The organism is Mycobacterium sp. NPDC050441, assembly GCF_040655355.1.
In the GTDB taxonomy this organism is placed as follows: domain Bacteria; phylum Actinomycetota; class Actinomycetes; order Mycobacteriales; family Mycobacteriaceae; genus Mycobacterium.
Genome location: NZ_JBFAJS010000001.1, coordinates 139554 through 164861, shown reverse-complemented (window position 1 = coordinate 164861; position 25308 = coordinate 139554). Strand labels below are relative to the sequence as shown.

Here is a 25308-nt window from a genome sequence, read left to right as displayed (position 1 = left end):
CGGTGACCACCACACAGCGCCGCGGATTCAACGACGCCATCACGCGCTTCTGGAGTTTCGCCGCACCGGCCTACGACCAGGGCTGCCTCCAGCGGTGGGTGTACCGACCCGCCCAGGATGAGGTGATCGCCCAACTGCAGCAGCGCGGTGCCCGTCAGATTGCCGATATCGCGTGCGGTACCGGCATCCTGGCCGACCGTATCCAGCGCGAACTACTCCCCGACGAGGTCTACGGCCTGGACATGTCCGAAGGCATGCTCGCCCAGGCCGGCAAGCGTTCCGACCGGGTGCGGTGGAAGTCGGCCCCGGCCGAGGAACTGCCCTTCCAGGACGGGTTCCTCGACGCAGTGGTGACGACCTCGGCATTCCACTTCTTCGACCAGCCCGCCGCGCTCGCGGAGTTCTACCGGGTGCTGGCGCCCGGTGGCATGGTGGCGGTGACGACGATGAGCCCCCGTCGTACCTTCCTGCCGCTGCACGCGCTGTCGGCCGACCTGGGCGCACCCGCGCACAGCCCCACCGAGAAGGAGATGCGCGCGCTGTTCGAAGCGGCCGGATTCACCGTCGCCGAACAGCACCGGGTGAGTCGGCCGGTGTGGACGCCGATCTCCGACGTCATCACCGTGGGCGTGAAGCCCGCATGACCGAGAACGACGACAGCCAGCCTCAGATCAGCGGCTCGGTGCAACTGCGCCGCGATCGCTGTGCCACTACGACCGCCGATCAGCGCCTGCTGGACCGGCGTGGCCCCACCGATTGGATGCACACCGATCCGTGGCGGGTGATGCGCATCCAGGGCGAGTTCGTCGACGGTTTCGATGCCCTCGCTGAAATGCCGAGGGCTGTCACCGTTTTCGGATCGGCCCGCACGGTTCCGCACTCGCCCGAGTACCGGTTGGGTGAGGAACTGGGCATCGCGCTCGTGCAGGCGGGCTATGCCGTGATCACCGGGGGCGGCCCGGGCTCGATGGAGGCGGTCAACCGCGGGGCCAGCGAGTCGGGCGGCTACTCCGTCGGACTCGGCATCGAACTGCCCTTCGAGCAGCGCCTCAACCACTGGGTCGATCTCGGTATCAACTTCCGGTACTTCTTCGTCCGCAAAACCATGTTCGTCAAATACGCGCAGGCATTCGTGTGCCTGCCGGGCGGATTCGGCACCCTCGACGAGCTGTTCGAGGCCCTGACCCTCGTGCAGACCCGCAAGGTCACCGAGTTTCCGATCGTCCTGCTGGGCGTCGACTACTGGTCGGGCCTGATCGACTGGATCCGTAACACGGTGCTACGCGAAGGAAAGATCTCCGAACCCGACCTGGCCCTGATCCACTGCACTGACAGCGTGGCCGAAGCCGTCGAACTCATCACGGCGTCGGCGCGGTAGCCGAGGAGTAGCGGCGCGGCTTGCCGGGCCCAAGCTCTGCCAGCGTCGCCACCCGGGTCACCTCGACCGGGCACCCCAGCAGAAGAGCCAGTGCCTCGGTCACCCGGTGCCGGTCGCCGGACGCGATCACCGCCGAGACGCGGCCCTCCGCGTCCTGATTCACGCTCCACCCGCGGGCGCCGGCGGCCTGCAGCTGCTGGGTGAGGTCGACGCAGGGCACCGCGACGCCCGTCGCCGACACGAAAACCGTTGCCTCCCTGCCCTCCAGCTCGGCCAGTGCGGGTCGGCCGCGATGGGTGATCAACCGCGCGTAGTCGCCGGTGCGGTAGCGCACCAGCGGCAGAAACTGGTTCTCTCCGCACGTCACCACGACCTCACCGGCCAGCACCTCGACGTGTACGCGGCGTTCGGCCACCACGAAAGGTCCGCCGTCGTCGCTGACCGCGATGGGCCGGGTCTCGTGCAGGCCGTAGACATCCAGGACCGGGCAGTCGTAGGCCGCTTCGAGCGCCCGGCGCAACGGGGTGGTCAGCGTCATCGCCCCCGAGATCAGCGCCAGCGGCCGCAATGCTGCGGCCAGCCCGGGTTCCAGCAGCACCTCCAGCGAGGTGGGCGTCCCGCTGATCACCTGTGGATCGGTGTGCCGCAGATATGCATCGCGCTGCGTGCCGCCACCCGCCCACGCGGCCGGATGCAGGTTCAGCCGGGCCATCAACGCCTCGTCGAAACCGGGGACCACCGAGGTATAGGTGAACGCCTGCCGCTGAAACACCGTCTGCGCCAACGCCACCCGATGGATCATCGGCTCCCAGTCGGCACCCACCAGCCCGCGCAGCCAGTGAAATCCGCGAGCCAACTCGTCCGGGTCGTCGGGCATCACCAGCGCGGCGCCAGTGCTCCCCGAGCTCGTGCCGTGCAGCATCCGGCTCAGGTCGGCGCCCGGCGGGACGAACGCCGCGATGTCATCGACCAGGTCTTCGCGCCCGATCAATGGGAAGTCGGTGAGGCTGTCCAGCGGACCCGTTTGGTGTCGATAGGCGGGCAGGGTGCGGGCCAGCGCGAGATGCTGCGGCAGCCAATCATCAAGCGGCAGTTGTCGGCTGGCCGTCTGCTGCTGGCCGGGGGTGAGCCGGTGCCCGACGCGGTGGCACCAGGCCGGCGCCAGGGGGTGCTGTTCGAGGGCGGCCAGCCGGTCCCGCCCCGCTGTCGACAGACCCGGCCAGCGCTGCTCGTCGGTCAACGCCACCTGGCCGAACGGAACATAGTCGTCGAGCGACAGCGGATCGTCACTCACTGTTGTACCGTGCCGCAGCTTCTTTCGCCTGGGCGTCGGCCAGGCGGCGTTGTACGGCCATGCGATGCTCGTGATCGGCCAATGCCTGAGCCAGCGCACCCTCGCGTCGCACCGAATCGCGCATCTCGAACAGCGAGCGGGCCTGCGTTGCGTCCTCGCCGTGCGGAAGCAGACCGTTCCACAACAGAAGAGTGCGGACGGCCTCGTCGCGGCGTTCCGCGTCGCTGAGCCAGCGGCCGGGGTCGACCAGTGGCGCCACCCGAAATGCCAACGCCAGCAACGCCGTCACAGCTTTGCGGTCATCGAGCGGTGCGGTGAGCGGGCCGATGAGCTCGGTACTGGCGAACAACCACAACCCGATGGCGGCGCCGCGTCGCGAGGCCGGCGTGCCCCGCTCGGCGATGCGCTGGGCCGCTGCGGCGCAACCGGTGTGGTTGAACACGTCGCAGGCCAGCGCCACCACGTCGACGGTGTCGGCCAGAAACGGTTGCGGCGTGCTCGCCATCCGCGCGGCCACCTCGTCGACCGTGGGGCCGGGCTTCAGCGTCGACCACGCCGCCTGCTCGTCCAACCCCTCGGCGAACCAGTTCGCCAGTTCCCGGCCGGTTTCCCGGCTTGCTTCATCAGCCATGCGACACCGCCCGCCGATACCCGGCGATGTGCGCGGCCAACCTCGCGCAGACCGCCGGGGCGTCGGACATGTTGTCCAGATAGTCGACGTCGTAACCCGCCTCGGCGGCCGGGGCGGCCACCGAACGGGACCGGTTCTGCACCAGCAGGGTGGCGGTGTCGAGTTGCCGCCGCACCGCGGCCGCCACCCCGGTGTACTCATCCTGCCCGGCGCCGAACAGCGACATCAAACCGTCGTCGGACAACACCACCAGGTGGCGCAGCTCATCATGGCCGTAGTCGCCGGGTGGATACCGGTGCGCCAGCAGATCGAGGGGAAACACGGTGCTACCGCCGAAGAACGTGGTGAGTTGACGCATGATCTCCAACCGGTCGCGGGTGAACACGCTGTCCCCGGCCACCTGACCCGGGCCCGACCATGACGTGACCCGAACCCGCCCACCGCCTTTGAGCACCGACAGCACGAGGATCATGCCGGCCAGCACGGCCGAGGAGCCCCGCTCGGGGCGCGTCATCGAGCCGGACGAGTCGATATAGAGATCCAGGGTCACCGCTTCGGTGGTGGCGATCGGATCGTCGGGCAGTTGGGTGCGACGACGCGTCGTCACCCCGGGCACCACCACCGGGTTCACGGCGAGGGTGGCAGGCCAGTCCAGCTCGGTGGCATCGTCACCGAGCTCCCACGTCTCCAACGGCCCGGGGATCCCGTGGGCGGCGACGCCGCGACCGGACTGCAGCAGCGGGCGTATCCAGGGCCGGGCCTGTGCCTCGTACCAGGCCAGCATCACGGCGCCGGGATCGGATCCGGCGAAGAGGTCCAATGTTTGTGAGACACCGTAACTTTGGCCCGGTGCGGCACCCGGCGGGGAGGCACCGACGGCGGCCGCCGCCGGGTGCACCGCAGGCTCGTTGAGCCGCGGATCGGCCAGCACCTGGCCCAGTTCGGCTGTGGTGGCCGGTGCTCCGCCCTGCTCGGCGCATCCGCCACCGGGCAGGGCGGCGCCGTCGGAAATCATGGATTCCAGTACCAGGTAGGGCACCAGCACCATGCCGAACGTCAGCGCGCCCCCCACCGGGTCCGCCCCGAAGGTGCGGATCGCCTGTGCCACATACTCGGCGTCGGCGACGGGTTGCACCGGCTGGCTCAGCAGCAGCTCGTCCTGGAGAGCGCGTACCCGCATGGCCGCGGCCCGGTGGATGCGTTCCTTCTCCTGTAGATCCTCGCGGACCATCGACACGTCGAGCGTGGCCGGGTCGACGTGCTGGCGGGCTCGTACCTCGTCTCGAACCGTCTGCGGAACCGAGGGAGGATCTTTGGGGCACAACGTGTTCGACGGCAGTGACCACAGCAGCTCGTAGGCGCGCATCAGTACCCACCAGGCTGCGTTCGACCCCGGCTCCCGGGCGGTCAGGGTGCGCCACAAGGTGATCATGTCCGGTTCGGTGCCCGGGTGCAGCCTGCGTTGCATGCGGACCACCCGGTCGTTGATGAGCAGATCCGACCACAGATTGGACAGGTGCCGGGCCGTGGCCGTGACGGGAATGGCCCGTCGCGGATCGCTGGCCACGGTCGCCCGGGCCATCTGTTGTAGCAGCTTGAACGAGACGATGCGGGTGCTCGGAGACAGCACGTGATGGCCGATCTCGTGAGCGAAAACGCTCACCAGGTGGTGCTGGGCGCCCTGGCGCGTCAACTCGTCGACATCGATCGAGATCGACGGCGGGAACGAGAACCAGGCGAACGTGCCAGTTGCACTGTCGCGCACCATGTTCGGTGGATGAAGCTGTACACCCCACAGGTCGAGTGCGGCCCGCCAGGCCGCCAGCTCGGGGTCGGTGGGTGCCCGTCCGGTCATGCCGGCCAGATCTCGGCCAGGTAGGAGGTCGGGCGCACCACCAGTTGCGCCGTACCTGGTCCGTCGGCCTGCGGGCCGGCCGCGGGCGCATCGGAGATCACGTGGCCGAATACGTCGGCATCGATCTGCCAGCGCTGCGCACCGACATGCACCGTCCACCCGCCCGGCCCACAAGGGGTGGGGTCGGTGGGCGGCCGGTCCCACCTGCCACCGAGGCCGGTGAAACCGCCGATCCGCGCGATCAACTGGCCGGGCCGGCGCAACGGCCAGTAGAACCGGTCGACCGCCTGCCCGTCGGTGAAAGGGACAACCGCGTCGACCGGCAGGCCCAGCACCGAGGCCGCGAGATCGATTGGTAACAGCTGCAAACGGGACAGCGCGTCGTCGCGGATCCCCAGCACCCCGGACCGCCAGGCGGCCACCGCCGCGACGCTGAACATCGCGTCCGGCGCCGCGGAGATGCCGCTCAGGGCATGGCGGTAACGCCGCGGATCACCGCCGAAGCGGGCCACGTTGTCGGCCGAGAGCGCCAGATCGAGACCGGGCGCCGACGGAAGGTCGGCGGGCGCGGGCAGGTCGAGGTTGACCTGGTGATACGTCCGAGCAATCACCGGCCGCTCTCCAGCCAGTGCAGATAGTTCGAATACCGTTGGTAGAGATACTTCAACGCGACCAGATCATCGAAATCCCGGCCGTAGATCTTGCCGACACCGGAGACAGACGAGATGCGGGCCTCGATGGTGGTGAGGCGTCGCGACACCTCGAGCGCGTCCAGACCGTCCAGGCCGTGGCCGAACTCGTCGAGCAGCTCAGCCACCGGATCCTCGCCCTCACGTGCCAGCGCGACGAACTCCCGGCACGAGGTGTCGAACAGGTCGGTCAGCCAACTCGTCGGGTCCGACGCCAGTTCCCGGTCTGCTCCGGTGTCGAACCGGGGATGGTCGGTATTCGGTAACAGCTTGCCGCGCAAGGCAAACGGAACCATCGCCCGTACATCCTCCAGCGTGACGGTGTCGTTGCCGCGGAACCAGGCCAGGGCCTTGGCGTAGAGCACCAGATTCTGCAGCGAGCGGACCGACACCCCATTGACCGTCTGTGCGCCGAGATCGACCTGAAGATCGGCACCCGAGTTGGCGTCGATGATCTGCTCGACCTCGAGACCGGCAGTGGCCACCACGTCCTTGGTCCGGTACTCGAAGCGGCGGCCACCGTGCTGGACGAACTCGAAGTGGCTGACGAAGAACTCCAACCGGCGGCGCACGTCGGTGGGCACCGGAATCGCGCGGATCGCGTCGACCATCGCCGCCTGTTCGGCGGCGCCGAACACCAACTCGGCGGGCACGTTGTCCTCCGGGCGGTCGCCGGCCTCCACCCGGCTCACCAGCTCGTCGAGGAATCTGCTGTTGAACCCGAACGCCTGCACCGTCACGTCGATGCGGTCGCGCAGCGCCTGGATCACCGGGAAGGTGCCGCCGCCACCGTCGTCGTTGGCGGTGAAAAACCAGCTCTGCACCCCATTTTCGGGTGCGGTGACGTGCATCTGGTCGTGGCTTTCGACGTAGCCCTCGGCGACCATGGTCAGCAGCGCGGACTGGGTCTTGGTGGGAATCCGGTTGTACTCGTCGATGATCTTGACCGGCGCGGTCAGCCAACTCTTCCAGGCGATGGTGATCTCGGCCAGGCTGCCGGCCTGCACCAGATCGCGCGGCAACGGGATCCCGACCAGATCACCCACGGTCAGCTGCGGCTGGCCCTGCTGGACATGGCGACGCACGTCGGCGGGGGTGGACCCGGCCAGCACTCCCATCAGTACCGCCAGGGTGGTCTTGCCGCGGCCCGGACCGCCGATCAGCAGGCACCTTCCGCCGACGGCGAAAGTCAGCAGCGGGACAAGAACATTGGAGGAGTAGGCGGGTTGTTTGGGCAGGCTCAAGGATGCGCCCGCATCACCGAGCGGGTAGCTGACCGTGGTGTCCGAACCGAATTCGACGTCGTAGAACGGGGAGATGACGGCCTTGTTGATCAGCCAGAAGTAGGCGCGGCGCAGCTTCTCGTCGAGAGTGACCGTCGGTTCTGTCGGTGGGGTGAACAGGTCGGCGGCGGTGAGGCCGGCAGCCGGCGCGTGGCCCACGGGCAAGGTCGGCGATTTGGATACCGCACTCCACCTGGTCGTCATCTGCCCCCTCCCGTCGGGCCAATGCTAATCGTCCGGCCCGGGCCGGACGTGTCAGCCGAGCTCGACCACGACCGGGGCATGGTCACTGGGCGCGGTGGTGCCCTTCTTGGGGCGCCGTTCGTCCTTCACGATCTCGGCGTTTGTGACCCGTGCGGCCAGACCGGGGGAGCCCAGGATGAAATCGATGCGCATACCGCGACGCTTCTGGAACGCCAGCTGGGTGTAATCCCAGTAGGTGTAGATCCCCGGACCAGGCGTGAAAGACCGCACCACATCGGTGAATTGGGCGTCGTTCATGGCCTGGAAGGCGGCCCGCTCGGGCTCGGACACATGGGTGCTGCCGTCAAAGGCCGCCATGTCCCAGACGTCCTCGTCGGTGGGCGCGATGTTCCAGTCACCCACCAGCGCGATGGGCTTCTCCGGATCTTCCTTGAGCCAGCCGGCGGCGGTATCCCGCAGGGCGGCAAGCCAATCCAGCTTGTAGGCATAATGCGGGTCGGCGAGTGTGCGGCCGTTGGGCACGTACAGGCTCCACACCCGAACCCCGCCACAGGTGGCTCCCAGTGCGCGGGCCTCGGCGGTGGCCTCCTCCTCGGGTTTGCTGCTCCAGGTCGGTTGACCCGAGAACCCGATCTCGACGTCATCGAGGCCGACCCGTGACGCGATGGCCACGCCGTTCCACTGGTTGAGCCCGACGTGGGCCACCTCGTAGCCCAGCGCCGCGAACGGCATCATCGGGAACTGCACGTCGGTGCACTTGGTTTCCTGCATGGCCAGCACGTCGACATCGGCGCGCTCCAGCCAGTCGACCACGCGGTCCACTCGGGTGCGGATCGAGTTGACGTTCCAGGTGGCCAGGCGCATGGGCTTAGAGGGTACGGGTGACGGTCTGACGCAGGAACGCCCGGGCGGGGTGGACCGGCGCACTCGCCTGGCTGAGCGGGGGCCGGCCGCAGACTAGGTTGATCGCCGCCGTCCGCCCGAATGATTGCGTTTCCCCCCGGAATGTGAGCTTTGCTCCTTAAGCTGACGACGACCACCAAATCCTGTGGCCATTCGATATTTCGAAAGGCCTGGACGATGACAGCTGCCAATAGGTTTCCGACACGTGCGCCGCGGTCACGTGTTCGATGGCCTTGGGAAATGGGTCGGGTCAGCAGGTGGCCGAAGGTTGCATTGGTCAACTTCGGGAGGCAGCGATGCTGACAAAAATGTTCCGGAACGTCTGGCTGCCGATCGCGATCGTGGTTGCTCTGTCCGTCGGCTTTCTCACGGTGTCGCACCTGAGGACCATCTTCGGCGCGCATCCGGTGCTGGTGACACCGATCGGCGCTGACACCGCGGAGAAGTTCAATCCCAAGGTCGTCACCTATGAGGTGTACGGCTCGGGCGAGACGGCGGTGATCAACTACAAGGATCTTGACGGAAATCCACAGCGTGCCGGAACCGTGGGGTTGCCCTGGAGCTTGACGTTGACGACCACGGCCCCCTCGGCGTCACCGAACATCCTGGCCCAGACCGACGGCGACACCATCGGTTGCCGGATCACCGTCGATGACGTCGTCAAGGACGAGAGGACGGGTTCCGGAGTGAACGCACAAACCTTCTGCCTGGTGAAGGCAGCATGAGCGCGCCCGTGGACGACGCCCCGACCGCTCCCGTTCCGGGCCCTGCTCACAAGTCGCGCCCGGTCATCCCCCGGTTCATCCGGGTTTTCGCTGTCCCGATCATCGTGGTCTGGATCGCCTTGATCGCAATACTCAACACCGTCGTGCCCCAACTTGAGGAAGTGGGCAAGATGCGGTCGGTGTCGATGAGTCCCAACGATGCGCCGTCGATGATCGCCATCAAACGTATCGGCACGAAATTCGAGGAATACCGCAGCAGCAGCTCGGTGATGATCGTGATCGAGGGACAGGACAAGTTGGGTGCCGACGCGCACGCCTACTACGACAAGATGATCCGCGACTTGCGCGCCGACACCAAACACGTAGAGCACGTGCAGGACCTGTGGGGTGACTCGTTCACGGCAGCGGGAGCCCAGAGCGTCGACGGCAAGGCCGCGTATGTCCAGGTCTACCTCGCGGGCGATCAAGGCGAGGCATTGGCCAATGAATCGGTGGACGCCGTTCGTCAGATCGCCGAGGAGAGCCCGGCACCGCCGGGGGTCAAGGCGTATGTGACGGGTGCGGCGGCGACGAGCTCGGATCAGAACAGGGTCGGCGACGAAAGCATGCGGATGATCGAGATGGTCACCTTCGGGGTCATCATCGTCATGCTGTTGGTGATCTACCGGTCCGTGACCACCACGCTCCTCCTGTGCGTACTGCTCATTGCCGGACTGACGGGTGCCAGTGGGCTGGTCGCATTTCTGGGCTACTACAACGTCTTTGGCCTGACGACTTTCGCGACCAACATGGTGGTGACCCTGGCCATCGCTGCGGTAACCGACTACGGGATCTTTCTGGTCGGTCGATATCACGAGGCGCGCCGGGCCGGCGAGGATCGAGAATCGGCGTACTACACCATGTTTGAAGGGACTGCCCACGTCGTACTGGCCTCGGGCCTTACTATCGCGGGCGCCACCTTCTGCCTACACTTCACCCGGTTGCCCTACTTCCAGACGATGGGCTACCCCTTGGCCGTCGGTATGGCATTCGTTGTCGCGACAGCCCTGACGTTCGGAACCGCGCTCATCTCGATAGCCAGTCGCTGGGGCCGGTTCCTGGAGCCGCGGGGGAAGTCGAAGGCCAGAGGATGGCGCCGGGTCGGCACCGCGGCCGTCCGCTGGCCTGGCCCACTGCTGGTGTTCGCGGTGTCGGCGTGCCTGCTCGGCCTGCTCGCGCTGCCCGGTTATCACACCATCTACAACGATCGCAGATATCTGCCCCCTGATGTATCGGCGAATGTCGGTTACGCGGCCGCGACCAGACACTTCTCCGAGGCCAGGATGAATCCCGACGTGATGATGATCGAGACCGACCACGATCTGCGGAATCCGGCTGACTTCCTGGTGATCAACAAGATCGCGAAGGCGCTGGCGCAGGTGCCGGGTATCGCCCAGGTGCAGACCATCACCCGCCCCGATGGCAAACCCATTGAGCACTCGACGATCCCGTACACACTCAGCCAGAGCGGTACCGGCCAGATCATGGGCAACGACTACCAGCAGGGCGTCATCGCCAACATCCTGGCTCAGGCGAACGAGATGCAGACCTCCATCGACACGATGCAGAAGATGCAGTCCATCACCCAGCAGATGGCTGCGGTCACCCACAGCATGGTGCAGAAGACGAAGAAGACGTCGACGGATACCAATGAGATTCGCGACCACATTGCCGACTTTGATGACTTCTTCCGGCCGATCCGAAACTACTTCTATTGGGAGCCACACTGTTTCGATATCCCGGCGTGCTGGGCGTTGCGGTCGATATTCGACACTCTCGACGGAATCAGCACGTTGTCTGACGACATTCAGGATCTCGTACCCGACCTGGAGCGCCTGGACGCCCTGATGCCGCAGTTGGTCGCATTGATGCCGTCGATGATCCAGTCGATGAAGAACCAGAAGCAGATGATGCTCAATCAGTATCAGGTTCAGAAGACGCAGCAGGACCAAACCATGGCGCAGCAGAAGGACAGCACCGCGATGGGAGAGGCGTTCGACAAAGCCCAGAACGATGATTCGTTCTACATTCCCCCGGAAGCCTTCCAAACCGACGATTTTCAGCGTGGTATGAAGCTGATGATGTCGCCGGATGGAAAAGCCGTGCGGTTAACCATCATTCATGAAGGCGACCCGCTGACGCCCGAAGGCACGGCCCGTTCCGATCTCCTCAAGAACGCAGCTGCCGCGGCCATCAGGGGAACACCGTGGGAGGGATCCTCGATCTACCTCGGCGGTACCGCGGCGATGTTCAAGGACATGCAGCAGGGTGCCGACTACGACCTGTTGATCGCGGCAACGGCCGCGCTGATGTTGATCCTCATCATCATGATGATCCTCACCCGGGCTCTGGTGGCCGCGGCGGTCATCGTCGGCACCGTGGTCGTCAGCTTGGCCACCGCCTTCGGGCTCTCCGTGGTGATATGGCAGCACATTGTCGGGATACCGCTGCACTGGATGGTCCTACCGATGTCGGTCATCGTGCTGGTGGCCGTCGGCGCGGACTACAACCTGTTGCTGGTGTCGCGGATGAAAGAGGAAATCCACGCCGGGTTGAAGACCGGCACCATTCGCGCCATGGGCGGCAGCGGCCCTGTGGTCACCGCGGCGGGTCTGGTATTCGCCTTCACGATGGCGTCGATGGCGGTCAGCAAACTGATCGTCATCGGCCAGGTCGGCACCACGATCGGCGTCGGCTTGCTGTTCGACACGTTCGTGATCCGGGCGCTGATGACGCCTTCCATCGCCACCCTGCTCGGGCGGTGGTTCTGGTGGCCGCAGCGGGTGCGTCCGCGCCCGCCCCGCTCGCCGTGGCCCAAGCCCGTCCAGCGTGAACCTCAGGAGGTGCTGTCGTGATTTCGATGCTCACCGCTGGGATCTATGCCGGTGGTGGCAGGGCTGTGGGCACACCCGAACGCAAGATTCGTGCATCAAACTGATCCAACAACTCGCCTACGCCCAGGAACTGGCCAACCAGCTCGCGCATTACCGCCTGACATGTGTGCATATCAAAAGTGGCATGGACTATCTGCGTCTTTAAAGCGTTTCTGTAGTACAGCGAGTGAAAGGAAACGCACATGCCGTCACGACGAGTTCTGATCACCGGGGCCTCGAAGGGTATCGGGCGTGCGGTCGCCGAGCGATTGGCCGCTGCCGGGCACGAACCGATCGGCTTCGCCAGGACTGCGGCCCCGGGCTTTCCCGGAAAGATGATCGAAGTCGATCTCGGCGACCGGATGGCCACCGATGAAGCGCTGGCCGCGGCCCTGACCGAGGGGCCGATCGAGGCAGTGGTGAACAACGTCGGGCTGGCCCGATTCGCCCGCATCGGCAGCATCGATCTGGACACGTTGGCCGAGACCTATGACCTGAACGTGAGGACCGCCGTCCAGGTCGTGCAGGCGGCGCTGCCGGGAATGCTGGCCTCGGGGTGGGGCCGGATCGTCAACGTGACCAGCCTGACCACCCTGGGCGCCGCCGAGCGCACGCCGTATGCCGCGGCCAAGGCGGCGCTGGAGGCCGCCACCCGGATCTGGGCCGGCGAGCTCGCAACGACCGGCATCACGGTCAATGCCGTCGCGCCGGGACCTATCGAAACCGAGATGTACCGGGCCCGCAGCCCAGAGGGATCGCCGCGTGAGCAGCGCATGCTGGACACCATCCCGATGCGGCGGGTCGGCAAGCCCGGCGAGATCGCGCACGCGATCTGCGCGTTGCTGGACGAGGATGCGGGTTACCTCACCGGCCAGATCATCCGGGTCGACGGCGGGGGCAGCATCAGTGCGGCGTGAGGACGTCTTCCACTGCGACATAACGGGTTTGGTGATGCAGTCGGAAACCCAGCGAGGTGTACAGCGCGATCGCCGCGTGGTTGTCGACCTCCACCTGGACATAGGCCTGCCGGGCACCCGCCTCTGCGCCCCAGGCCGACAACGCCTCGCACACCGCCCGGGCGTGGCCCTGCCTGCGATGGCCGGGGGAGACCCGAACCGATGAGATACCCAGCCAGGCAGACCCGTCCGGAGCCGTCGTCACCGCACCGCGGCCGACCGCGCAACCGGGCACCGAAGCGAAGGTCAGGCGCCCGTCGACCACGGCGGTCAGGACATCGGCGGGGACCTCGCGTTCGTAGAGCTGGAACCACTGTGCGTCCGGTTGCTGCGCCAGCGTGACGCTCGGCGGTGGCCCGGACCGGGAATCCAGGGGGCGCACCATGACCCGGGCCGGCTTGACACCCGGCGTGCGAATCGGCAGCAGCCGTTCGGGCAGGGCCAGCCAGGCCGGCAGATCACGTTCCCGGTACCAGTCGCGCACCGCCGAAAGATCGGCGATCTGCGCCGACATGCCCAACGGGATCGCCGAATTGGCGCGGCTGGTGACTCCGTGCCCGGCGCGCAGCAGCCAGCCGCCCAGCCAGTGCTGCTCGACACCCGGCCACGCCAGTGCCGACGCATGCTCGAGCGCGCGGATCTCCGAGGCCCGCACCGGGGCATGCGACAACTCGCGCACGCTGACGATGTCGGCCGGCGCGACGTCGACGAGTTCACCGTCCTTGGTGCGGATCAGCACCGTCGGCTCCAGCTGTTCGAGGTGCCCGATGACGTCGGTGAGCGGCTTGGCCGACCCGATGGGCAGCTGATAACGCAGGCTGACCCGGGACCCGAGCGCGGGTAACTCAGGCATCAGTGAGCGACATCAGTGGCCGAAGGGATCGGGATCCTCGCCGGGCATCCAGGACAGCCCGGGAACGCCCCAGCCGTTGCGCTTGACGGTCTTCTTCGCGGCCCGCGCGTGCCGGCCCACGAGGCGGTCGATGTAGAGGAATCCGTCGAGGTGCCCGGTCTCGTGCTGCAGCATCCGGGCAAACAAGTCGGTGCCCTCGAGAGTGACCGGCGAACCGTCGGCATCCAGGCCCGTGACCCGTGCCCAGTCGGCCCGACCGGTCGGGAAATTCTCGCCCGGCACGGACAGGCAGCCTTCCTCGTCGTCGTCGGGGTCGGGCATCGTCTCGGGCACCTCGGAGGTCTCGAGTACCGGGTTGATGACGACCCCGCGGCGCCGCGTGGTCTGGCCGCGCGTCGGGGCGCAGTCGTAGACGAACAACCGCTTGGCCACGCCGATCTGGTTGGCGGCCAAGCCAACGCCGTTCGCGGCGTCCATCGTGTCGAACATGGTCTGGATGAGCTCGGGCAGGTCTGCGGGCAGCGAGCCGTCCGGGCCGATGGGCACCGGCTCGGTAGGTGTGTGCAGAACGGGATCTCCGACGATGCAAATCGGTACTACGGACATTGTGGAAGCTTAAGGTGGCAATCCTTCTCACCCGACTCGCGGGTTTATGTGTCAGCTCAACCCAGCAAGCCGTGGTTGAATAATCGCCGAACCACAGCGATGTTATTTCTCACGTGTCGGAAGGGTCCAAGGAGCAATATGGACGGCGCCATGGCGCGGACTGAGCAATCCGGGGACGACTCTGACCTGGGTGATGGGCTCACCCGGCGCGAGCACGATATTTTGGCCTTCGAACGCCAGTGGTGGAAGTACGCCGGCAGCAAGGAAGACGCGATCAAAGAGCTCTTCTCGATGTCGGCCACGCGGTACTACCAGGTGCTCAACGCGTTGGTGGACCGCCCCGAGGCGCTGGCCGCCGACCCGATGCTGGTCAAGCGGCTGCGGCGGATGCGCGCTACCCGGCAGAAGGCTCGTGCCGCGCGGCGGCTCGGCTTCGATATCACCACCTAAAGGTCACGCGGTGAGGCATCGGGCGGTTCGCTCGATACAGTGGTGGCGATGAATCAGCGAGACTCCTCCGGGCTGCCCCTGCGCGCCATGGTGATGGTGCTGTTGTTCCTCGGGGTCGTGTTCCTGCTGGTCGGTTTCCAGGCGCTCGGCTCCGGCGACGACTCAACGGATCAGTCGTCGTCCGTGGCCACCACGACCGCGACGACCACCACGAAGACATCGGCAAAGGCCGAACCCGCCCCCGAGGTCAAGGCCGACGTGCGGGTGTACAACATCTCCGATGTCCCAGGTGCGGCCGAGACCACGGCCAACCGTCTACGTGAGACGCACTGGAATGTCACCGAGACCGGCAACCTGACACTGGAAGGTGTCGCCGGCACCACGGTGTTCTTCGGTGAGACGCCGGGTGAGAAGGAAGCCGCCGAAGCCGTGGGCAAGTCAATCCAGGCGCCTGTCGAACCCCGCCGCCCCGAACTTCTCGAGCAACCACCGGGCGTGATCGTGGTAGTCACCGGCTAGGCTTTGTGCATGCTGAAGTCCGTCAGTGTTGCCGTCCTGTTCGCTGCCCCGGTTGTTGCGCTGAGCGCCTGCAGCCCTCCCGGTCAGGTGCCCTCCGACACGCCCGGTACCACCCCGGCGATCTGGACCGGATCGCCGTCGCCCTCGGCCGCTCCCGGTGAGCACGGCAGCGGACCCGGTGCGCAGGGGACCACCGGCGGCGAGACCCTGACCGCGGAGCTCAAGACCGCCGACGGCACGGCCGTGGCAACCGCCGACTTCCAGTTCGCCGACGGCTTCGCGACCGTGACCGTCGAGACCACCACCCCGGGCAAGCTGGCTCCCGGATTCCACGGTCTGCACATCCACTCCGTCGGTAAATGTGAGGCCAACTCGGTGGCCCCGACCGGCGGTGCACCCGGCGACTTCAACTCCGCCGGCGGCCATTTCCAGGTGCCCGGACACAGCGGACATCCCTCCAGCGGTGACCTGAGCTCGCTGCAGATCCGCGCCGACGGCTCGGGCAAGCTGGTGACCACCACCGACGCGTTCACCGCCGAGGATCTGTTGGCCGGCGCCAAGACCGCGATCATGATCCACGAGAAGGCGGACAACTTCGCCAACATCCCGCCCGAGAAGTACCAGCAGGTCGTCGGCGGCGCCCCCGGCCCCGATCAGGCGACCATGGCCACCGGCGACGCCGGAAGCCGGGTGGCGTGCGGTGTCATCGGCGCAGGCTGACAGCCGCATCGATTTCGCCGGGTCGCCCCGGCCCACCGTCGGCGTCGAATGGGAGTTCGCTCTCGTCGACGCCGACACTCGTGACTTGAGCAACGGAGCCGCCGAGGTGATCGCCGAGGTCGGCGAGAGCCCGCACGTGCACAAGGAGTTGCTGCGCAACACCATCGAGATCGTCACCGGAATCTGTGAGAACACCGGTGAGGCGATGGATGACCTGCGCGGCACCCTTGGCCCCGTACGCAAGATCGTGCACGACCGCGGCATGGAGTTGTTCTGCGCGGGCACCCACCCGTTCGCGAAATGGTCGGCGCAACAGCTCACCGATGCGCCGCGTTACGCCGAGCTGATCAAGCGCACCCAGTGGTGGGGCCGGCAGATGCTGATCTGGGGTGTGCACGTGCACGTCGGGATCTCCTCGGCGCACAAGGTGATGCCGATCATCTCCTCGCTGCTCAACCAGTACCCGCATCTGCTGGCACTCTCGGCGTCCTCGCCGTTCTGGGACGGTGAGGACACCGGATACGCGAGCAACCGGGCGATGATGTTCCAGCAATTGCCCACCGCCGGCCTGCCGTTCCAGTTTCAGGCCTGGTCGGAGTTCGAGGGCTTCGTCCACGATCAGAAGAAGACCGGCATCATCGACCACCTCAACGAGATTCGTTGGGACATCAGGCCGTCGCCGCACCTGGGCACCATCGAGGTGCGGATCTTCGACGGGGTGTCGAATGTGCGTGAGCTCGGCGCGCTGGTCGCGCTGACCCACTGCCTGATCGTCGATCTGGACCGCAGGCTCGACGCGGGTGAACAGTTGCCGACCATGCCGCCGTGGCATGTGCAGGAGAACAAGTGGCGTGCCGCCCGCTACGGCCTGGACGCGGTGATAATCCTGGACGCCGACAGCAATGAGCGACTTGTCACCGAAGACCTCGACGAACTGCTGAATCACCTTGAACCGGTGGCCAAGTCATTGGGATGCGCAGACGAGCTGGCCTCGGTGACCGACATCTACCGCGGCGGCTCCTATCAGCGGCAGCGCCGCGTGGCCGAGGAGAGCGACGGCGATCTGCGCGAAGTCGTCGACGCCCTGGTCGGCGAACTCCAACTGTGAGGATGAGGGCTATGCGGCGACGGATCGTGGTGGGGATTGTCGTGGCGGGCTTCGCCCTCTCGGGCTGCAGCACCGTCACCGCCGGAACGCCGATGGGCGATCCCGACCAGACCGGCATCTCGACAACGACGACCACCAAGCGCCGGCCCACCAACACGGCGGCGCCCTCAAGCCCGGTCATCCCGCGTCCCGGGGCCAGTGGCGGGGCCAGCACCCCACCGCCCAACGGGATGTCGACCACTTGCCGGGAATATGTGTCGATGGACGAGGCGGCCCAGCGCGGCATGGTCGAGCTGCTCGCGGAAAACGGCTATGTGGGAATGAAGAAGAACCCACTCCTGTGGACCTCGTTCGTGGGAGCCATGTGCACGCTGGCCGACCGGGACGCGACCGTGGTCGAGGCGATCAACAAAAAGGTGCCGGGCTGACATCCCTGGGATGAATTGCCTTGTAGTGCACCGCGATATAAGGCCAGGCCTGCATCGCGGTGACACCGTCCAAGCCGCGGATGCTCTCATCGAGCACGTTGAGCAGGTCCTCGTCACGGGCGGTCACCACCTCGGCCAGGACATCCCAACGCCCGGCGGTCAGCGCCACATACGACACCGTCTCCACGCGGGTCAGCGCCTCGGCGACCTTCTGGGCGCCCGCCCGGCCGTCGGTGCGGATCGCCACCCAGCTGCTATGCCGGTAACCGAGGCGCAGCGGGTTGGCGATGCACATCACCCGGGCCGCGCCGGTGTCCACCATCCGGCTGTAACGCGAACGGATGGTGGTCTCGGATAAGCCCAGGGCTGAAGCGAAGTCGCGGAAGGCGGCACGGCCGTCGACCGCGAGCCGGGTGAGGATCGCCCGGTCGATGTCATCGAGCGGACGCGGCCGCACCGCGCCGTCCGCGAGCGCACCGGACAGCCGGGCCTGCTGATAGTGCAGCCGCAGGTAGGGGAGCAGCTCCACCGTGCGCACCCCCGGCAGCGTCGCGATCCGGCCGAAGGCCACATCGTGAAGTTCCCGGGCGTCGGTGCAGACCAGCTCCAGCACCACCCCGTACGGCCCCGTCGTGGCCGTCACGTAATCCGCTTCGGGTAACTGGGCGATCTCCGCGGCGAGCTCGACCGGTGTACGCGATCCGTCGACGGTCAGCAGGGCCAGGCCCAGCGCGCCGAACCCGAGCACAGCTGGATCGGTGACGGCGGCGATGGTGATGTACCCCTCGCCCAATAATCGCGAAACACGGCGGCGCGCAGTCTTTTCCGTGATATCGGCCCGGCGCCCCAGCTCTGCGTAGGGAATGCGGCCGTCGGCCTGCAGCAGTTCGATCAACTGGCGGTCGACCGCGTCGAGGTCGGTGTAGCCCGGATCGGACAGCAGCGTGCGGGCTGTTTCAAGCTCCGCTGACGGTGGCATCACCCGAGGTTACCGGCTCGTGTGCATTGACCAAACCGGAGGCGAGGACGATTCTGGCCCCATGACGGTCTCACCGATGTTTCCACTCGAAGTGGCGATGCTGCCCGGTCAGGAACTGCCGCTGCGGATCTTCGAACCTCGCTACGTGGCGATGGTGGGCGACTGTATGGCCATGTCGGAGCCGTCTTTCGGGGCGGTGCTGATCTCGGCCGGTCGTGAGGTGGGCGGCGGTGACCGCCGGTGCGACGTCGGGGCGCGGGCCTTGATCGTGGACTGCCAGGAGTTCGGGGCCGGCAAGTACCGGCTGTTGTGTGTGATGGGTGAGCGAATTCGGGTGCAGCGCTGGCTCGACGACGATCCATATCCGCGCGCCGAGATCGAACTCTGGCCCGACGAACCGGGCGACCCGGCGGACGCGGCCCGCATCAGCGACGTCGAAGACCGGATGGTGGCGTTGCTCGACCGGATCGGGGAGGCCCGCGGCACGCCGATCCGCAGCCGCGAGATCGTGGAGTCCGCCGGCGTCGATCCGGAGAACCGCTTGTACGCCTTGGCGACTCGGCTACCCATGGGGCAGGCCGACCGCTATTCACTGTTGGCCGCGCCATCGGAGGCGGCCCGAGTCGAGGTGCTCAGCGAGGCCGTGGACTCCGTCACCGCGATGGTTGAGTTCCAGCTTTCGGAGTAGCGGAGCACAATTGGACACGCGATGAGGGTGCTGATCGTCGATGACGAGCCGGGTCTGACCAAGACGCTGAGCCTGGGGCTGCGTGCCGAGGGTTGCGTGGTGGTCGTGGCCGACAACGGCGTGGACGGGGCGCACCTGGCGGTGGAGGACGACTTCGACGTGATCCTGCTCGACATCATGCTGCCGGGCATGAGCGGCTATGAGGTGTTGCGGCGGATCCGGGCCGAGCAGGTGTGGACTCCGGTACTCATGCTGACCGCCAAAGATGGTGAGTTCGACGAGACCGACGCATTTGACCTGGGCGCCGACGACTACCTCACCAAACCGTTCAAGTTCAACGTACTGGCGGCCAGGATGCGGGCGTTGCTGCGTCGGGGTGCGCCGCGGAGGCCGGTCGTCATCACCGCCGGATCGCTGTCGCTGGATCCGGCCCGCAAGACTGTCACCCGCGGTGAGACGCCAATCAAACTGACGCCCAAGGAATTCAGTCTGCTGCAGTACCTGATGCGAAACAAGGACACCGTGGTGACCAAGGCTGACATCCTGCGGAACGTGTGGGATGCCCACTACGACGGTCCGCACAATGTCGTCGAGGTCTATGTCCGATACGTTCGGCTGAAGATCGATGCACCGTTCGGCACCAACAGCATTCACACGGTTCGGGGAGTCGGCTACCGGCTCGAATCGGACGAGCGCCGCACCGGCAATTGAACCCTGACGGAGGTCCCGCCGCCGGGACGTTCGGACATGGTGACGGTACCGCCGTGCGCTGCAATGATTTCGGCGACGATCGCCAGACCGAGTCCCGTCCCGCCACCGTTTCGGGAACGGTCGGAATCCAGCCGGACGAACCGGTCGAACACCCGCAGCCGGTCGGCCTCCGGTATGCCCGGCCCGTCATCGGAGATGATCAGCACCACCGCGCCATCCTGCTCGCGCGAGCTGATGTCGATGCGCGACTGCGCGTGACGTGCGGCGTTTTCGGTCAAGTTTCGCAACACGCGGGACAGGGACCGGGCGTCACCGGACAGCCGGGCCTCGACAACGTCGGTGTGCACCGTCAGGAGCTCCCCGCGTCGTCGCAACCGGTCGGCCTCGGCCTCGATGACCGGCCGGAGGTCCAGATCTTCCACCCGTAGTTTCAGGCCCCGCTCGTCGGCGCGGGCCAGTAGCAGCAGGTCGTCGATCAGTGATTGCATCCGCTGAGCCTCAGGGATCAGCGTCGTGTCGAGCAGGTCCTCGTCGAGCAACTCAGGGTGTACCTGGGCGACGTCCAGGGCGGAGATGATCGTGGCCAACGGGCTGCGGAGCTCATGGGAGGCATCCCCGACGAATTGACGCTGCGCGTTGTGACCGGTTTCGAGGCGGGCCAGCATCGCATTCATCGTGTCGGCCAGCGCCGCGATCTCGTCGTGACTGTCGGGCCGCGGCACCCGCTCGGCCAGGTCGGATGTGCTGATCTCGGCGACGCGCGCGCGAATTGCATCGACCGAGCGCAGAGACCGCTTCACCAGGAGATAGGTGGCCACTGCGACGACGGCGATGACCAGTGGAGCCGAAGCGCACAGCAGAAGCGCGACCGTCTGGACGGTGTTCTCGGCGAGCTCACTGCTACCGGCGACCAAGACGGTGTAATGCCCGTGAGGCGTGTCGATCTGGCGGCCGACGATCCTGAGGTCGTCGTCGGGCGCGGAATCGTCGCTCAACCGAGTGGGTTCGGTGCCGACCGCGGCGACCGGTACCAGAGGCGTGCTCGGCGCGTCGGTGGAGCTGAAGGCGACGGTGTTGTCGCCGGTGAGTATCTGGATCGCCACCACCCGTTGATCGGTGTCGAGGAGGGCGCCGTCGAAGTCGGTAGGCGGCTCGGCCCGCAGTGCCATGGTGATGTCGTGCAGCCGCGTTGCCGCCGCCTCGTCGATCCCGGAGATCAGGTAGTGGTTCAGCAGCCCCGTCAGGCCCGCACCCGCGACGATGAGCGCCACCAGCACCACCGTGGCCGCCACGATGGCGGACCGGGTCGCGATCCCCCAATGCCGTGGCCGCGGTCGCATCCGCAACCGCTGACGGCGCGTAGCGGCCGGCGACATCATGTCGACAGTGTGGGCTCCGCCGCGTCCTCGGTGATCTCCGGGGTGTCGCCGGCCGGTTTCGCCAGGAACGCCCATCCGAGCAGTACCGCCGCCGAACCCAGCAGGAACCCGCCGCTCACATCGGTGAGCCAGTGCACGCCCAGATAGAGCCGTGTCGCCGCGACGACGAATGTCGCCACCGCGGCGCCGACGAGCAGCCCGACCGTTTGCCCACTGCGGGCACCGACGATGACCGCGAGGATTCCGAGCAACGCCGCCGTTCCCGTGACGTGCCCAGACGGGAACGAGTGGTCGGTCTCGGCCAATAGCTGGACTGCCGCCGGCGGTCGGTGCGATCCGACGACCCACTTGCCCAAGGTGCTCACCACAGACGCGAGCCCAACCGTGGCCACCACCACGATCGCGGGGCGGGCTGCGCGCGTCCGGACCCAGATCAGCGCGGCGGCGCCGACCGCGATCAGCGCGATGACTGCGGGGCTGCCCAGATCGGTGATGAAGGTGGCGATGCCCGTCAGCCCCGCACCGCGCCGTGCCACGAACCAGTCGAGGGCCCGATGGTCGACAGGCGTACCGGTCCGGGCCATATACGCGATGAACCCCACTCCGATGAACCCGCTCAACAGAACAACCGCCATCGGGACCTGCCAGGTCGCACGCCGCATCACAATCACCGTTCCAGCCTGGCCAGACGTTGCTGAGGGGGCGCTGAGAACCGCGATCACGACGATCTTTATCAGCGATTTCTCATCGACCCCCTGTCACTCTGTGGCATCGCCGGGGCGATCACGCCGCGGAAGAGTTGAGGAGAAGTTCGATGCACCAGCAGGAAATGCCGCGCCACCGGCTGAAGACGCTGGCAGCCGTAACCGGAATAGGTGCCATGGCGGTGCTGGGCGCGGTGGCCGTCATCGACGCAGCCACGCCGGGCTCCACCGAGTCCGTGGCGACGAAGTTCAGCAGCACCACGACCGTGAAGGCGCCGCCGACAGCGCCCGAGACGTCCTTCGCCTCGCCGGCGGTGAAGGCGCCGCACAAGTAGCGTCACCGCGATGGTGGCGTTCCACCTTTCGGATAGGCCCTGAATACTCAGGGCATGGCTGTGCAACTGAGAGCTTCAGACGGCACCGAACTGGAATTGGAGACGACCGGAACCGGAGTTCCCGTGGTCTTCGTGCACGGGTCCAACGGCGGTCTGGATTCCTGGGCCGACATCGGTCGACGTCTGACCGGTCACCAGGTCGTGCGATATGCGCGCCGAAACCACCCACCGAGCGCAGTTGGCTTGTCGCCCAACAGCTTTGCTGTGGAGGCCGCAGATCTGGAGTGCGTGCTGAGGTTCGTGACCGATGCGTCCGGAACGGGCGCGCACGTCGTCGGTGGTTCCTACGGGGCGACGGTCGCGCTTCATGCCGCGGTCGCCGACGCCGATCGCATCGCTTCCCTGGCGCTGTTCGAGCCGCCCTTGTTGTTGTCCGGCGCGCACCTGTTGCCGGTACTGGACCGCTATCGGCCGTTGTGCGCCGAAGCCCGCTATGCGGAGGCGCTGGAACTTTTCGCCCGCGAGGTTGCCTGCGTTCCCTCTGAATTGGTGGAGACGGCGTCGTTCGAGCCCGAAAGCGCAGAACTCGGCCGGATCACCACACTTTCCGCAGGTGCAGATCTGGAAGCGATGGCCAACGACGGACGTGACATTGACCGGTGGGCGGCCATCACCGTGCCGGTGCTGCTCATGCAAGGAGGCCTGAGTTGGCCGCCCCTTCCTGAGGGGATGGACAGCCTGGCGGCGGTGCTCCCGCATGCTGAGCGAGTCGTGTGGTCTGATCAGTCGCACTTCGCGACCGCCCTGGCGCCCGACCGTGTTGCCGAGGCGCTTCAGCGTTTCCTTGCAGCGGTGTGAACGCGAACACCGTCGGGGGTCGGCTGCCGAATCTCCGTCATCCAGACTATTTCTCGGTCAGAACGCCTTCGACGAACTCGGTGGCCATGGTGCCCTCGGTGGTGTCGGCGGGCAGAGAACGGTGGTAGCGCGCCATCAGATCGTCGGCAGGTAGCGCCGCCACATCCCAGTAGTGTTCGCTGAGCCAATCGGGGACGTAGGCGCGGTCCTCGATGAACCACAATTGTTCCGGATCCGGGATCTCGTCGCCCGTCTCGGCCTCGGCGCGCATCTTCTCGATGCTCTCACGGCGGCGTGCCAGGTGATCTGCGGAGAAGAACTCGGGGCCGAACGCCTCGACCCCGATCCGGCTGTCCCGTGCCGACAGTTCGGTGATGCGCTCGAACAACAGATCCTGCGCATCGGCGGGTAGGTATGGCAGCAGGCCTTCCACCGACCACGCCGTCGGCTGGGTGGCGTCGAAACCCGCATCCCGCAAGGCCTTCGGCCAATCCTGGCGCAGGTCGACCGGGACCGCGACATGCCGGGCCTTCGGTGTCACGCGATGCGCAGCCAGGACGTCCTCCTTGAACTGCAGCACCTGCGGCTGGTCGATCTCGAACACCACGCTGTCGTGGATCCAGGGCAACCGCCAGGCCCGGGCATCCAGCCCGGACGCCAGGATCACCGACTGACGGATACCCGCTGCGCCTGCGGCGACGAAGAACTCATCGAACCATTTGGTCCGGGAGGCGGCGTAATTGCCGATGGCGCGGATCCGCTGGGCCATCGCGCCGGTGGGCGGACGCCAGCCCCGTGCGGCCGCGGCATCGAGAAACATCTGCGCATACGAGTCGGTGAACAACGGGGATTCCGCCGCGGTCTCGTTGGCGCGGGCCATCGCCACCCCTAGCGCGGTGGCACCCACGCTCTCGGTGATTTCCCAGCTGTCGTCGTCAGTTCTGGCCATCGTTTCCAGTCTCCTCGAACTCGGCCATCTCGTCGCGGGTCAGCAGATCATCGCGGATGTTCTGCTCGCGATAAGCCAGCTGCCCGACACGGTTGGCGACCACCGGTGCGGTGATCAACGTGAACAACCCGGTGAGGATCACCATGCCGACATCGGCGTTCCCACGCAGGCGGATCGCCGCACCCGCCAGCACCAGCAGCAGACCGAGCACCTGCGGCTTGGTGGCGGCGTGCATACGCGACAACGTGTCGGGAAATCGGACCACGCCGATCGCCGCGGTCAACGCCAGCGTCGACCCGCTCAGAACCAGTACCGCGGTCAGGATGTCGGGAATGTTCATGTCTGCTCCCGCCGTGGCCGCCGCCTCGGCCGCGGATCGTCGGTGTCGGGCACGCGGAACCGAGCCACGCTCACTGATCCGACGAAGCTGATCAACGCCAGCGCCGTCAGGCTGTAGGTGACCGTGGTGTCGAGACTGAACGCCGCCCACGTACCGATGCCGCACATCGTCACCGCGATCAGGGTGTCCAGGGAAACCAGCCGGTCCAGGGTGCTCGGCCCGGCCAGCACCCGGAACATGGTGATCGTGGCGGCCGCGGTCAACATGACTGCCGCAATGATCCAGACAATCGTCATGAGCGCCCGGCCTCCCGCTCAGCTGACGGCTGCCAATCGCTCTCCCGCTCGAAGGCAGCCACCAGCAGCCGCTGGACCTGCTCGACCTGACGGTAGAACCGCTGCACGGTGGCCTCCGAGCCGACGTCGATGAGGTGGACGTAGAGAATGCGTCGGGTCTGGTCGATCTCCAGCACGATCGATCCCGGGATCAGGTTGAAGATGTTGACCGCCAGGGCCAGCACCAGATCCGATTTCAGCGCGGGCAGGTTCGCGCGCAGCACGGCCACCAGCGGCGGTGGGCCCGGCCGGATTGCCATCCAGGCCACCTGGAACGACGACAGCACCAGGTAATAGCCCACCAGCACAACGAGTTTCAGTAACGACAGCGGATGCAGCTTGCCTTCGACGGGCACCGAGGGCAACGGCAGCAGCACCGTGATGACCGCCGCGACGATCAGCCCGCTCGCCACATTGGCGACCGTGACATGGCCCCACAACAGAACCCAGACCAACATCAGGAAGCACAACAGCCAGATCCGCAGCGCGAGGTGTCTCATGCTCATCGGTGCGGTC

The 25308-nt window shown here is 66.6% G+C and carries 29 protein-coding genes; 14 read left to right on the top strand and 15 right to left on the bottom strand.

Features of this window, described 5'->3' with window-relative positions:
- The first annotated feature begins 2 nt into the window (after positions 1-2).
- On the top strand, positions 3-644 hold the full coding sequence (locus AB0I14_RS00875; RefSeq protein ID WP_358014504.1) for a methyltransferase domain-containing protein: 642 nt from the start codon (positions 3-5) through the stop codon (positions 642-644).
- Complete coding sequence (locus AB0I14_RS00870) at positions 641-1378, top strand: TIGR00730 family Rossman fold protein (protein WP_358014501.1); 738 nt, start codon at positions 641-643, stop codon at positions 1376-1378. The genes AB0I14_RS00875 and AB0I14_RS00870 overlap by 4 nt, the downstream gene beginning before the upstream one ends.
- On the opposite strand, the gene AB0I14_RS00865 is transcribed toward AB0I14_RS00870, so the two are convergent.
- The 6 genes from AB0I14_RS00865 to AB0I14_RS00840 are packed head-to-tail and all read right to left on the bottom strand — an operon-like array spanning position 1359 to position 8198.
- Positions 1359-2672 carry a CoF synthetase gene (locus tag AB0I14_RS00865; RefSeq protein ID WP_358014498.1) on the bottom strand — a complete coding sequence of 438 codons (1314 nt, stop codon included), beginning with the start codon at positions 2670-2672 and terminating at the stop codon, positions 1359-1361. The two genes, AB0I14_RS00870 and AB0I14_RS00865, sit on opposite strands and share 20 nt — an antisense overlap.
- Positions 2665-3303 carry a hypothetical protein gene (locus AB0I14_RS00860; protein ID WP_358014495.1) on the bottom strand — a complete coding sequence of 213 codons (639 nt, stop codon included), beginning with the start codon at positions 3301-3303 and terminating at the stop codon, positions 2665-2667. The genes AB0I14_RS00865 and AB0I14_RS00860 overlap by 8 nt, the downstream gene beginning before the upstream one ends.
- A complete protein-coding gene (locus tag AB0I14_RS00855; protein WP_358014492.1) occupies positions 3296-5158 on the bottom strand; it encodes a hypothetical protein in 1863 nt (620 codons plus the stop codon). Before AB0I14_RS00855 ends, AB0I14_RS00860 begins: the two co-directional genes overlap by 8 nt.
- Positions 5155-5769 carry a hypothetical protein gene (locus tag AB0I14_RS00850; protein ID WP_358014489.1) on the bottom strand — a complete coding sequence of 205 codons (615 nt, stop codon included), beginning with the start codon at positions 5767-5769 and terminating at the stop codon, positions 5155-5157. The genes AB0I14_RS00855 and AB0I14_RS00850 overlap by 4 nt, the downstream gene beginning before the upstream one ends.
- Positions 5766-7334, bottom strand: a complete 1569-nt coding sequence (locus AB0I14_RS00845; RefSeq protein ID WP_358014486.1) for a MoxR family ATPase — start codon at positions 7332-7334, stop codon at positions 5766-5768. The genes AB0I14_RS00850 and AB0I14_RS00845 overlap by 4 nt, the downstream gene beginning before the upstream one ends.
- A gap of 51 nt (positions 7335-7385) precedes the next feature.
- Positions 7386-8198 (bottom strand): exodeoxyribonuclease III, encoded by an 813-nt coding sequence (locus tag AB0I14_RS00840; RefSeq protein WP_358014484.1) that lies wholly within the window; start codon positions 8196-8198, stop codon positions 7386-7388.
- Between the two features lie 338 nt (positions 8199-8536).
- Between AB0I14_RS00840 and AB0I14_RS00835 the strand changes: the two genes are divergently transcribed.
- The 3 genes from AB0I14_RS00835 (at position 8537) to AB0I14_RS00825 (ending at position 12791) form a co-directional block, all read left to right on the top strand.
- Positions 8537-8962 (top strand): MmpS family transport accessory protein, encoded by a 426-nt coding sequence (locus AB0I14_RS00835; RefSeq protein ID WP_358016662.1) that lies wholly within the window; start codon positions 8537-8539, stop codon positions 8960-8962.
- Positions 8959-11856, top strand: a complete 2898-nt coding sequence (locus AB0I14_RS00830; protein ID WP_358014481.1) for an MMPL family transporter — start codon at positions 8959-8961, stop codon at positions 11854-11856. Before AB0I14_RS00835 ends, AB0I14_RS00830 begins: the two co-directional genes overlap by 4 nt.
- 221 nt (positions 11857-12077) lie before the next feature.
- A complete protein-coding gene (locus AB0I14_RS00825; protein ID WP_358014478.1) occupies positions 12078-12791 on the top strand; it encodes an SDR family oxidoreductase in 714 nt (237 codons plus the stop codon).
- On the opposite strand, the gene AB0I14_RS00820 is transcribed toward AB0I14_RS00825, so the two are convergent.
- Positions 12778-13683, bottom strand: coding sequence for a GNAT family N-acetyltransferase (locus AB0I14_RS00820; protein ID WP_358014476.1), 906 nt, complete (start codon positions 13681-13683; stop codon positions 12778-12780). The two genes, AB0I14_RS00825 and AB0I14_RS00820, sit on opposite strands and share 14 nt — an antisense overlap.
- A 12-nt stretch (positions 13684-13695) precedes the next feature.
- Entirely contained in the window at positions 13696-14289 is a 594-nt protein-coding gene (locus AB0I14_RS00815; RefSeq protein WP_358014473.1) for a peptide deformylase, read from the bottom strand.
- Between the two features lie 138 nt (positions 14290-14427).
- Here AB0I14_RS00815 and AB0I14_RS00810 point away from each other — a divergent pair, with 138 nt between their 5' ends.
- Genes AB0I14_RS00810 through AB0I14_RS00790 form a run of 5 tightly spaced genes read left to right on the top strand, consistent with a single transcriptional unit; the run spans position 14428 to position 17514 of the window.
- Positions 14428-14739, top strand: coding sequence for a DUF3263 domain-containing protein (locus AB0I14_RS00810; protein WP_217154878.1), 312 nt, complete (start codon positions 14428-14430; stop codon positions 14737-14739).
- 48 nt (positions 14740-14787) lie between these two features.
- The gene (locus tag AB0I14_RS00805) at positions 14788-15258 is read left to right on the top strand and encodes a LytR C-terminal domain-containing protein (protein WP_358014470.1); all 471 of its coding nucleotides are present in this window, start codon (positions 14788-14790) and stop codon (positions 15256-15258) included.
- 9 nt (positions 15259-15267) lie between these two features.
- Positions 15268-15978, top strand: a complete 711-nt coding sequence (locus AB0I14_RS00800; protein WP_358014468.1) for a superoxide dismutase family protein — start codon at positions 15268-15270, stop codon at positions 15976-15978.
- Positions 15959-17086, top strand: a complete 1128-nt coding sequence (locus AB0I14_RS00795; protein WP_358014465.1) for a glutamate--cysteine ligase — start codon at positions 15959-15961, stop codon at positions 17084-17086. Before AB0I14_RS00800 ends, AB0I14_RS00795 begins: the two co-directional genes overlap by 20 nt.
- Positions 17087-17097: 11 nt before the next feature.
- Positions 17098-17514, top strand: coding sequence for a hypothetical protein (locus AB0I14_RS00790; RefSeq protein WP_358014462.1), 417 nt, complete (start codon positions 17098-17100; stop codon positions 17512-17514).
- Here the strand turns inward: AB0I14_RS00790 and AB0I14_RS00785 are convergent.
- The gene (locus AB0I14_RS00785) at positions 17492-18493 is read right to left on the bottom strand and encodes an Lrp/AsnC family transcriptional regulator (protein ID WP_358014460.1); all 1002 of its coding nucleotides are present in this window, start codon (positions 18491-18493) and stop codon (positions 17492-17494) included. The two genes, AB0I14_RS00790 and AB0I14_RS00785, sit on opposite strands and share 23 nt — an antisense overlap.
- Before the next feature lie 61 nt (positions 18494-18554).
- On the opposite strand from AB0I14_RS00785, the gene AB0I14_RS00780 reads away from it, so the two are divergent.
- Together AB0I14_RS00780 and AB0I14_RS00775 are read left to right on the top strand one after the other, a co-directional pair.
- A complete protein-coding gene (locus AB0I14_RS00780) occupies positions 18555-19181 on the top strand; it encodes an LON peptidase substrate-binding domain-containing protein (protein WP_358014457.1) in 627 nt (208 codons plus the stop codon).
- A gap of 21 nt (positions 19182-19202) precedes the next feature.
- Entirely contained in the window at positions 19203-19892 is a 690-nt protein-coding gene (locus AB0I14_RS00775; RefSeq protein ID WP_358014454.1) for a response regulator transcription factor, read from the top strand.
- On the opposite strand, the gene AB0I14_RS00770 is transcribed toward AB0I14_RS00775, so the two are convergent.
- Both AB0I14_RS00770 and AB0I14_RS00765 read right to left on the bottom strand, forming a co-directional pair.
- Positions 19853-21268, bottom strand: coding sequence for an ATP-binding protein (locus tag AB0I14_RS00770; protein ID WP_358016659.1), 1416 nt, complete (start codon positions 21266-21268; stop codon positions 19853-19855). The two genes, AB0I14_RS00775 and AB0I14_RS00770, sit on opposite strands and share 40 nt — an antisense overlap.
- Positions 21268-21933, bottom strand: coding sequence for a phosphatase PAP2 family protein (locus AB0I14_RS00765; protein WP_358014451.1), 666 nt, complete (start codon positions 21931-21933; stop codon positions 21268-21270). Before AB0I14_RS00765 ends, AB0I14_RS00770 begins: the two co-directional genes overlap by 1 nt.
- Positions 21934-22085: 152 nt before the next feature.
- On the opposite strand from AB0I14_RS00765, the gene AB0I14_RS00760 reads away from it, so the two are divergent.
- Entirely contained in the window at positions 22086-22310 is a 225-nt protein-coding gene (locus tag AB0I14_RS00760) for a hypothetical protein (protein ID WP_358014449.1), read from the top strand.
- 54 nt (positions 22311-22364) lie between these two features.
- Positions 22365-23168 (top strand): alpha/beta hydrolase, encoded by an 804-nt coding sequence (locus tag AB0I14_RS00755; RefSeq protein ID WP_358014446.1) that lies wholly within the window; start codon positions 22365-22367, stop codon positions 23166-23168.
- 46 nt (positions 23169-23214) lie between these two features.
- Here the strand turns inward: AB0I14_RS00755 and AB0I14_RS00750 are convergent, their stop codons facing one another.
- Genes AB0I14_RS00750 through AB0I14_RS00735 form a run of 4 tightly spaced genes read right to left on the bottom strand, consistent with a single transcriptional unit; the run spans position 23215 to position 25292 of the window.
- Complete coding sequence (locus tag AB0I14_RS00750) at positions 23215-24117, bottom strand: SAM-dependent methyltransferase (RefSeq protein WP_358014443.1); 903 nt, start codon at positions 24115-24117, stop codon at positions 23215-23217.
- Positions 24104-24457, bottom strand: a complete 354-nt coding sequence (mnhG, locus tag AB0I14_RS00745) for a monovalent cation/H(+) antiporter subunit G (RefSeq protein ID WP_358014440.1) — start codon at positions 24455-24457, stop codon at positions 24104-24106. Before mnhG ends, AB0I14_RS00750 begins: the two co-directional genes overlap by 14 nt.
- Positions 24454-24753 carry a monovalent cation/H+ antiporter complex subunit F gene (locus AB0I14_RS00740; protein ID WP_358014437.1) on the bottom strand — a complete coding sequence of 100 codons (300 nt, stop codon included), beginning with the start codon at positions 24751-24753 and terminating at the stop codon, positions 24454-24456. Before AB0I14_RS00740 ends, mnhG begins: the two co-directional genes overlap by 4 nt.
- Positions 24750-25292 (bottom strand): Na+/H+ antiporter subunit E, encoded by a 543-nt coding sequence (locus tag AB0I14_RS00735; RefSeq protein ID WP_358016656.1) that lies wholly within the window; start codon positions 25290-25292, stop codon positions 24750-24752. Before AB0I14_RS00735 ends, AB0I14_RS00740 begins: the two co-directional genes overlap by 4 nt.
- Between the last annotated feature and the right edge of the window lie 16 nt (positions 25293-25308).

Excerpts from the sequence above, each read along its gene's own strand:
- AB0I14_RS00735 (WP_358016656.1), bottom strand. The coding sequence starts at position 25,292 with ATGAGACACCTCGCGCTGCGGATCTGGCTGTTGTGCTTCCTGATGTTG.
- AB0I14_RS00765 (WP_358014451.1), bottom strand. The coding sequence starts at position 21,933 with ATGCGGCGTGCGACCTGGCAGGTCCCGATGGCGGTTGTTCTGTTGAGC.
- AB0I14_RS00820 (WP_358014476.1), bottom strand. The coding sequence starts at position 13,683 with ATGCCTGAGTTACCCGCGCTCGGGTCCCGGGTCAGCCTGCGTTATCAG.
- AB0I14_RS00815 (WP_358014473.1), bottom strand. The coding sequence starts at position 14,289 with ATGTCCGTAGTACCGATTTGCATCGTCGGAGATCCCGTTCTGCACACA.
- AB0I14_RS00810 (WP_217154878.1), top strand. The coding sequence starts at position 14,428 with ATGGACGGCGCCATGGCGCGGACTGAGCAATCCGGGGACGACTCTGAC.
- AB0I14_RS00785 (WP_358014460.1), bottom strand. The coding sequence starts at position 18,493 with ATGCCACCGTCAGCGGAGCTTGAAACAGCCCGCACGCTGCTGTCCGAT.
- AB0I14_RS00750 (WP_358014443.1), bottom strand. The coding sequence starts at position 24,117 with ATGGCCAGAACTGACGACGACAGCTGGGAAATCACCGAGAGCGTGGGT.
- AB0I14_RS00760 (WP_358014449.1), top strand. The coding sequence starts at position 22,086 with ATGCACCAGCAGGAAATGCCGCGCCACCGGCTGAAGACGCTGGCAGCC.
- AB0I14_RS00845 (WP_358014486.1), bottom strand. The coding sequence starts at position 7,334 with ATGACGACCAGGTGGAGTGCGGTATCCAAATCGCCGACCTTGCCCGTG.
- AB0I14_RS00855 (WP_358014492.1), bottom strand. The coding sequence starts at position 5,158 with ATGACCGGACGGGCACCCACCGACCCCGAGCTGGCGGCCTGGCGGGCC.
- AB0I14_RS00800 (WP_358014468.1), top strand. The coding sequence starts at position 15,268 with ATGCTGAAGTCCGTCAGTGTTGCCGTCCTGTTCGCTGCCCCGGTTGTT.
- AB0I14_RS00755 (WP_358014446.1), top strand. The coding sequence starts at position 22,365 with ATGGCTGTGCAACTGAGAGCTTCAGACGGCACCGAACTGGAATTGGAG.
- AB0I14_RS00870 (WP_358014501.1), top strand. The coding sequence starts at position 641 with ATGACCGAGAACGACGACAGCCAGCCTCAGATCAGCGGCTCGGTGCAA.
- AB0I14_RS00840 (WP_358014484.1), bottom strand. The coding sequence starts at position 8,198 with ATGCGCCTGGCCACCTGGAACGTCAACTCGATCCGCACCCGAGTGGAC.
- AB0I14_RS00805 (WP_358014470.1), top strand. The coding sequence starts at position 14,788 with ATGAATCAGCGAGACTCCTCCGGGCTGCCCCTGCGCGCCATGGTGATG.
- mnhG (WP_358014440.1), bottom strand. The coding sequence starts at position 24,457 with ATGAACATTCCCGACATCCTGACCGCGGTACTGGTTCTGAGCGGGTCG.
- AB0I14_RS00790 (WP_358014462.1), top strand. The coding sequence starts at position 17,098 with ATGCGGCGACGGATCGTGGTGGGGATTGTCGTGGCGGGCTTCGCCCTC.
- AB0I14_RS00860 (WP_358014495.1), bottom strand. The coding sequence starts at position 3,303 with ATGGCTGATGAAGCAAGCCGGGAAACCGGCCGGGAACTGGCGAACTGG.
- AB0I14_RS00770 (WP_358016659.1), bottom strand. The coding sequence starts at position 21,268 with ATGTCGCCGGCCGCTACGCGCCGTCAGCGGTTGCGGATGCGACCGCGG.
- AB0I14_RS00775 (WP_358014454.1), top strand. The coding sequence starts at position 19,203 with ATGAGGGTGCTGATCGTCGATGACGAGCCGGGTCTGACCAAGACGCTG.
- AB0I14_RS00825 (WP_358014478.1), top strand. The coding sequence starts at position 12,078 with ATGCCGTCACGACGAGTTCTGATCACCGGGGCCTCGAAGGGTATCGGG.
- AB0I14_RS00740 (WP_358014437.1), bottom strand. The coding sequence starts at position 24,753 with ATGACGATTGTCTGGATCATTGCGGCAGTCATGTTGACCGCGGCCGCC.
- AB0I14_RS00780 (WP_358014457.1), top strand. The coding sequence starts at position 18,555 with ATGACGGTCTCACCGATGTTTCCACTCGAAGTGGCGATGCTGCCCGGT.
- AB0I14_RS00830 (WP_358014481.1), top strand. The coding sequence starts at position 8,959 with ATGAGCGCGCCCGTGGACGACGCCCCGACCGCTCCCGTTCCGGGCCCT.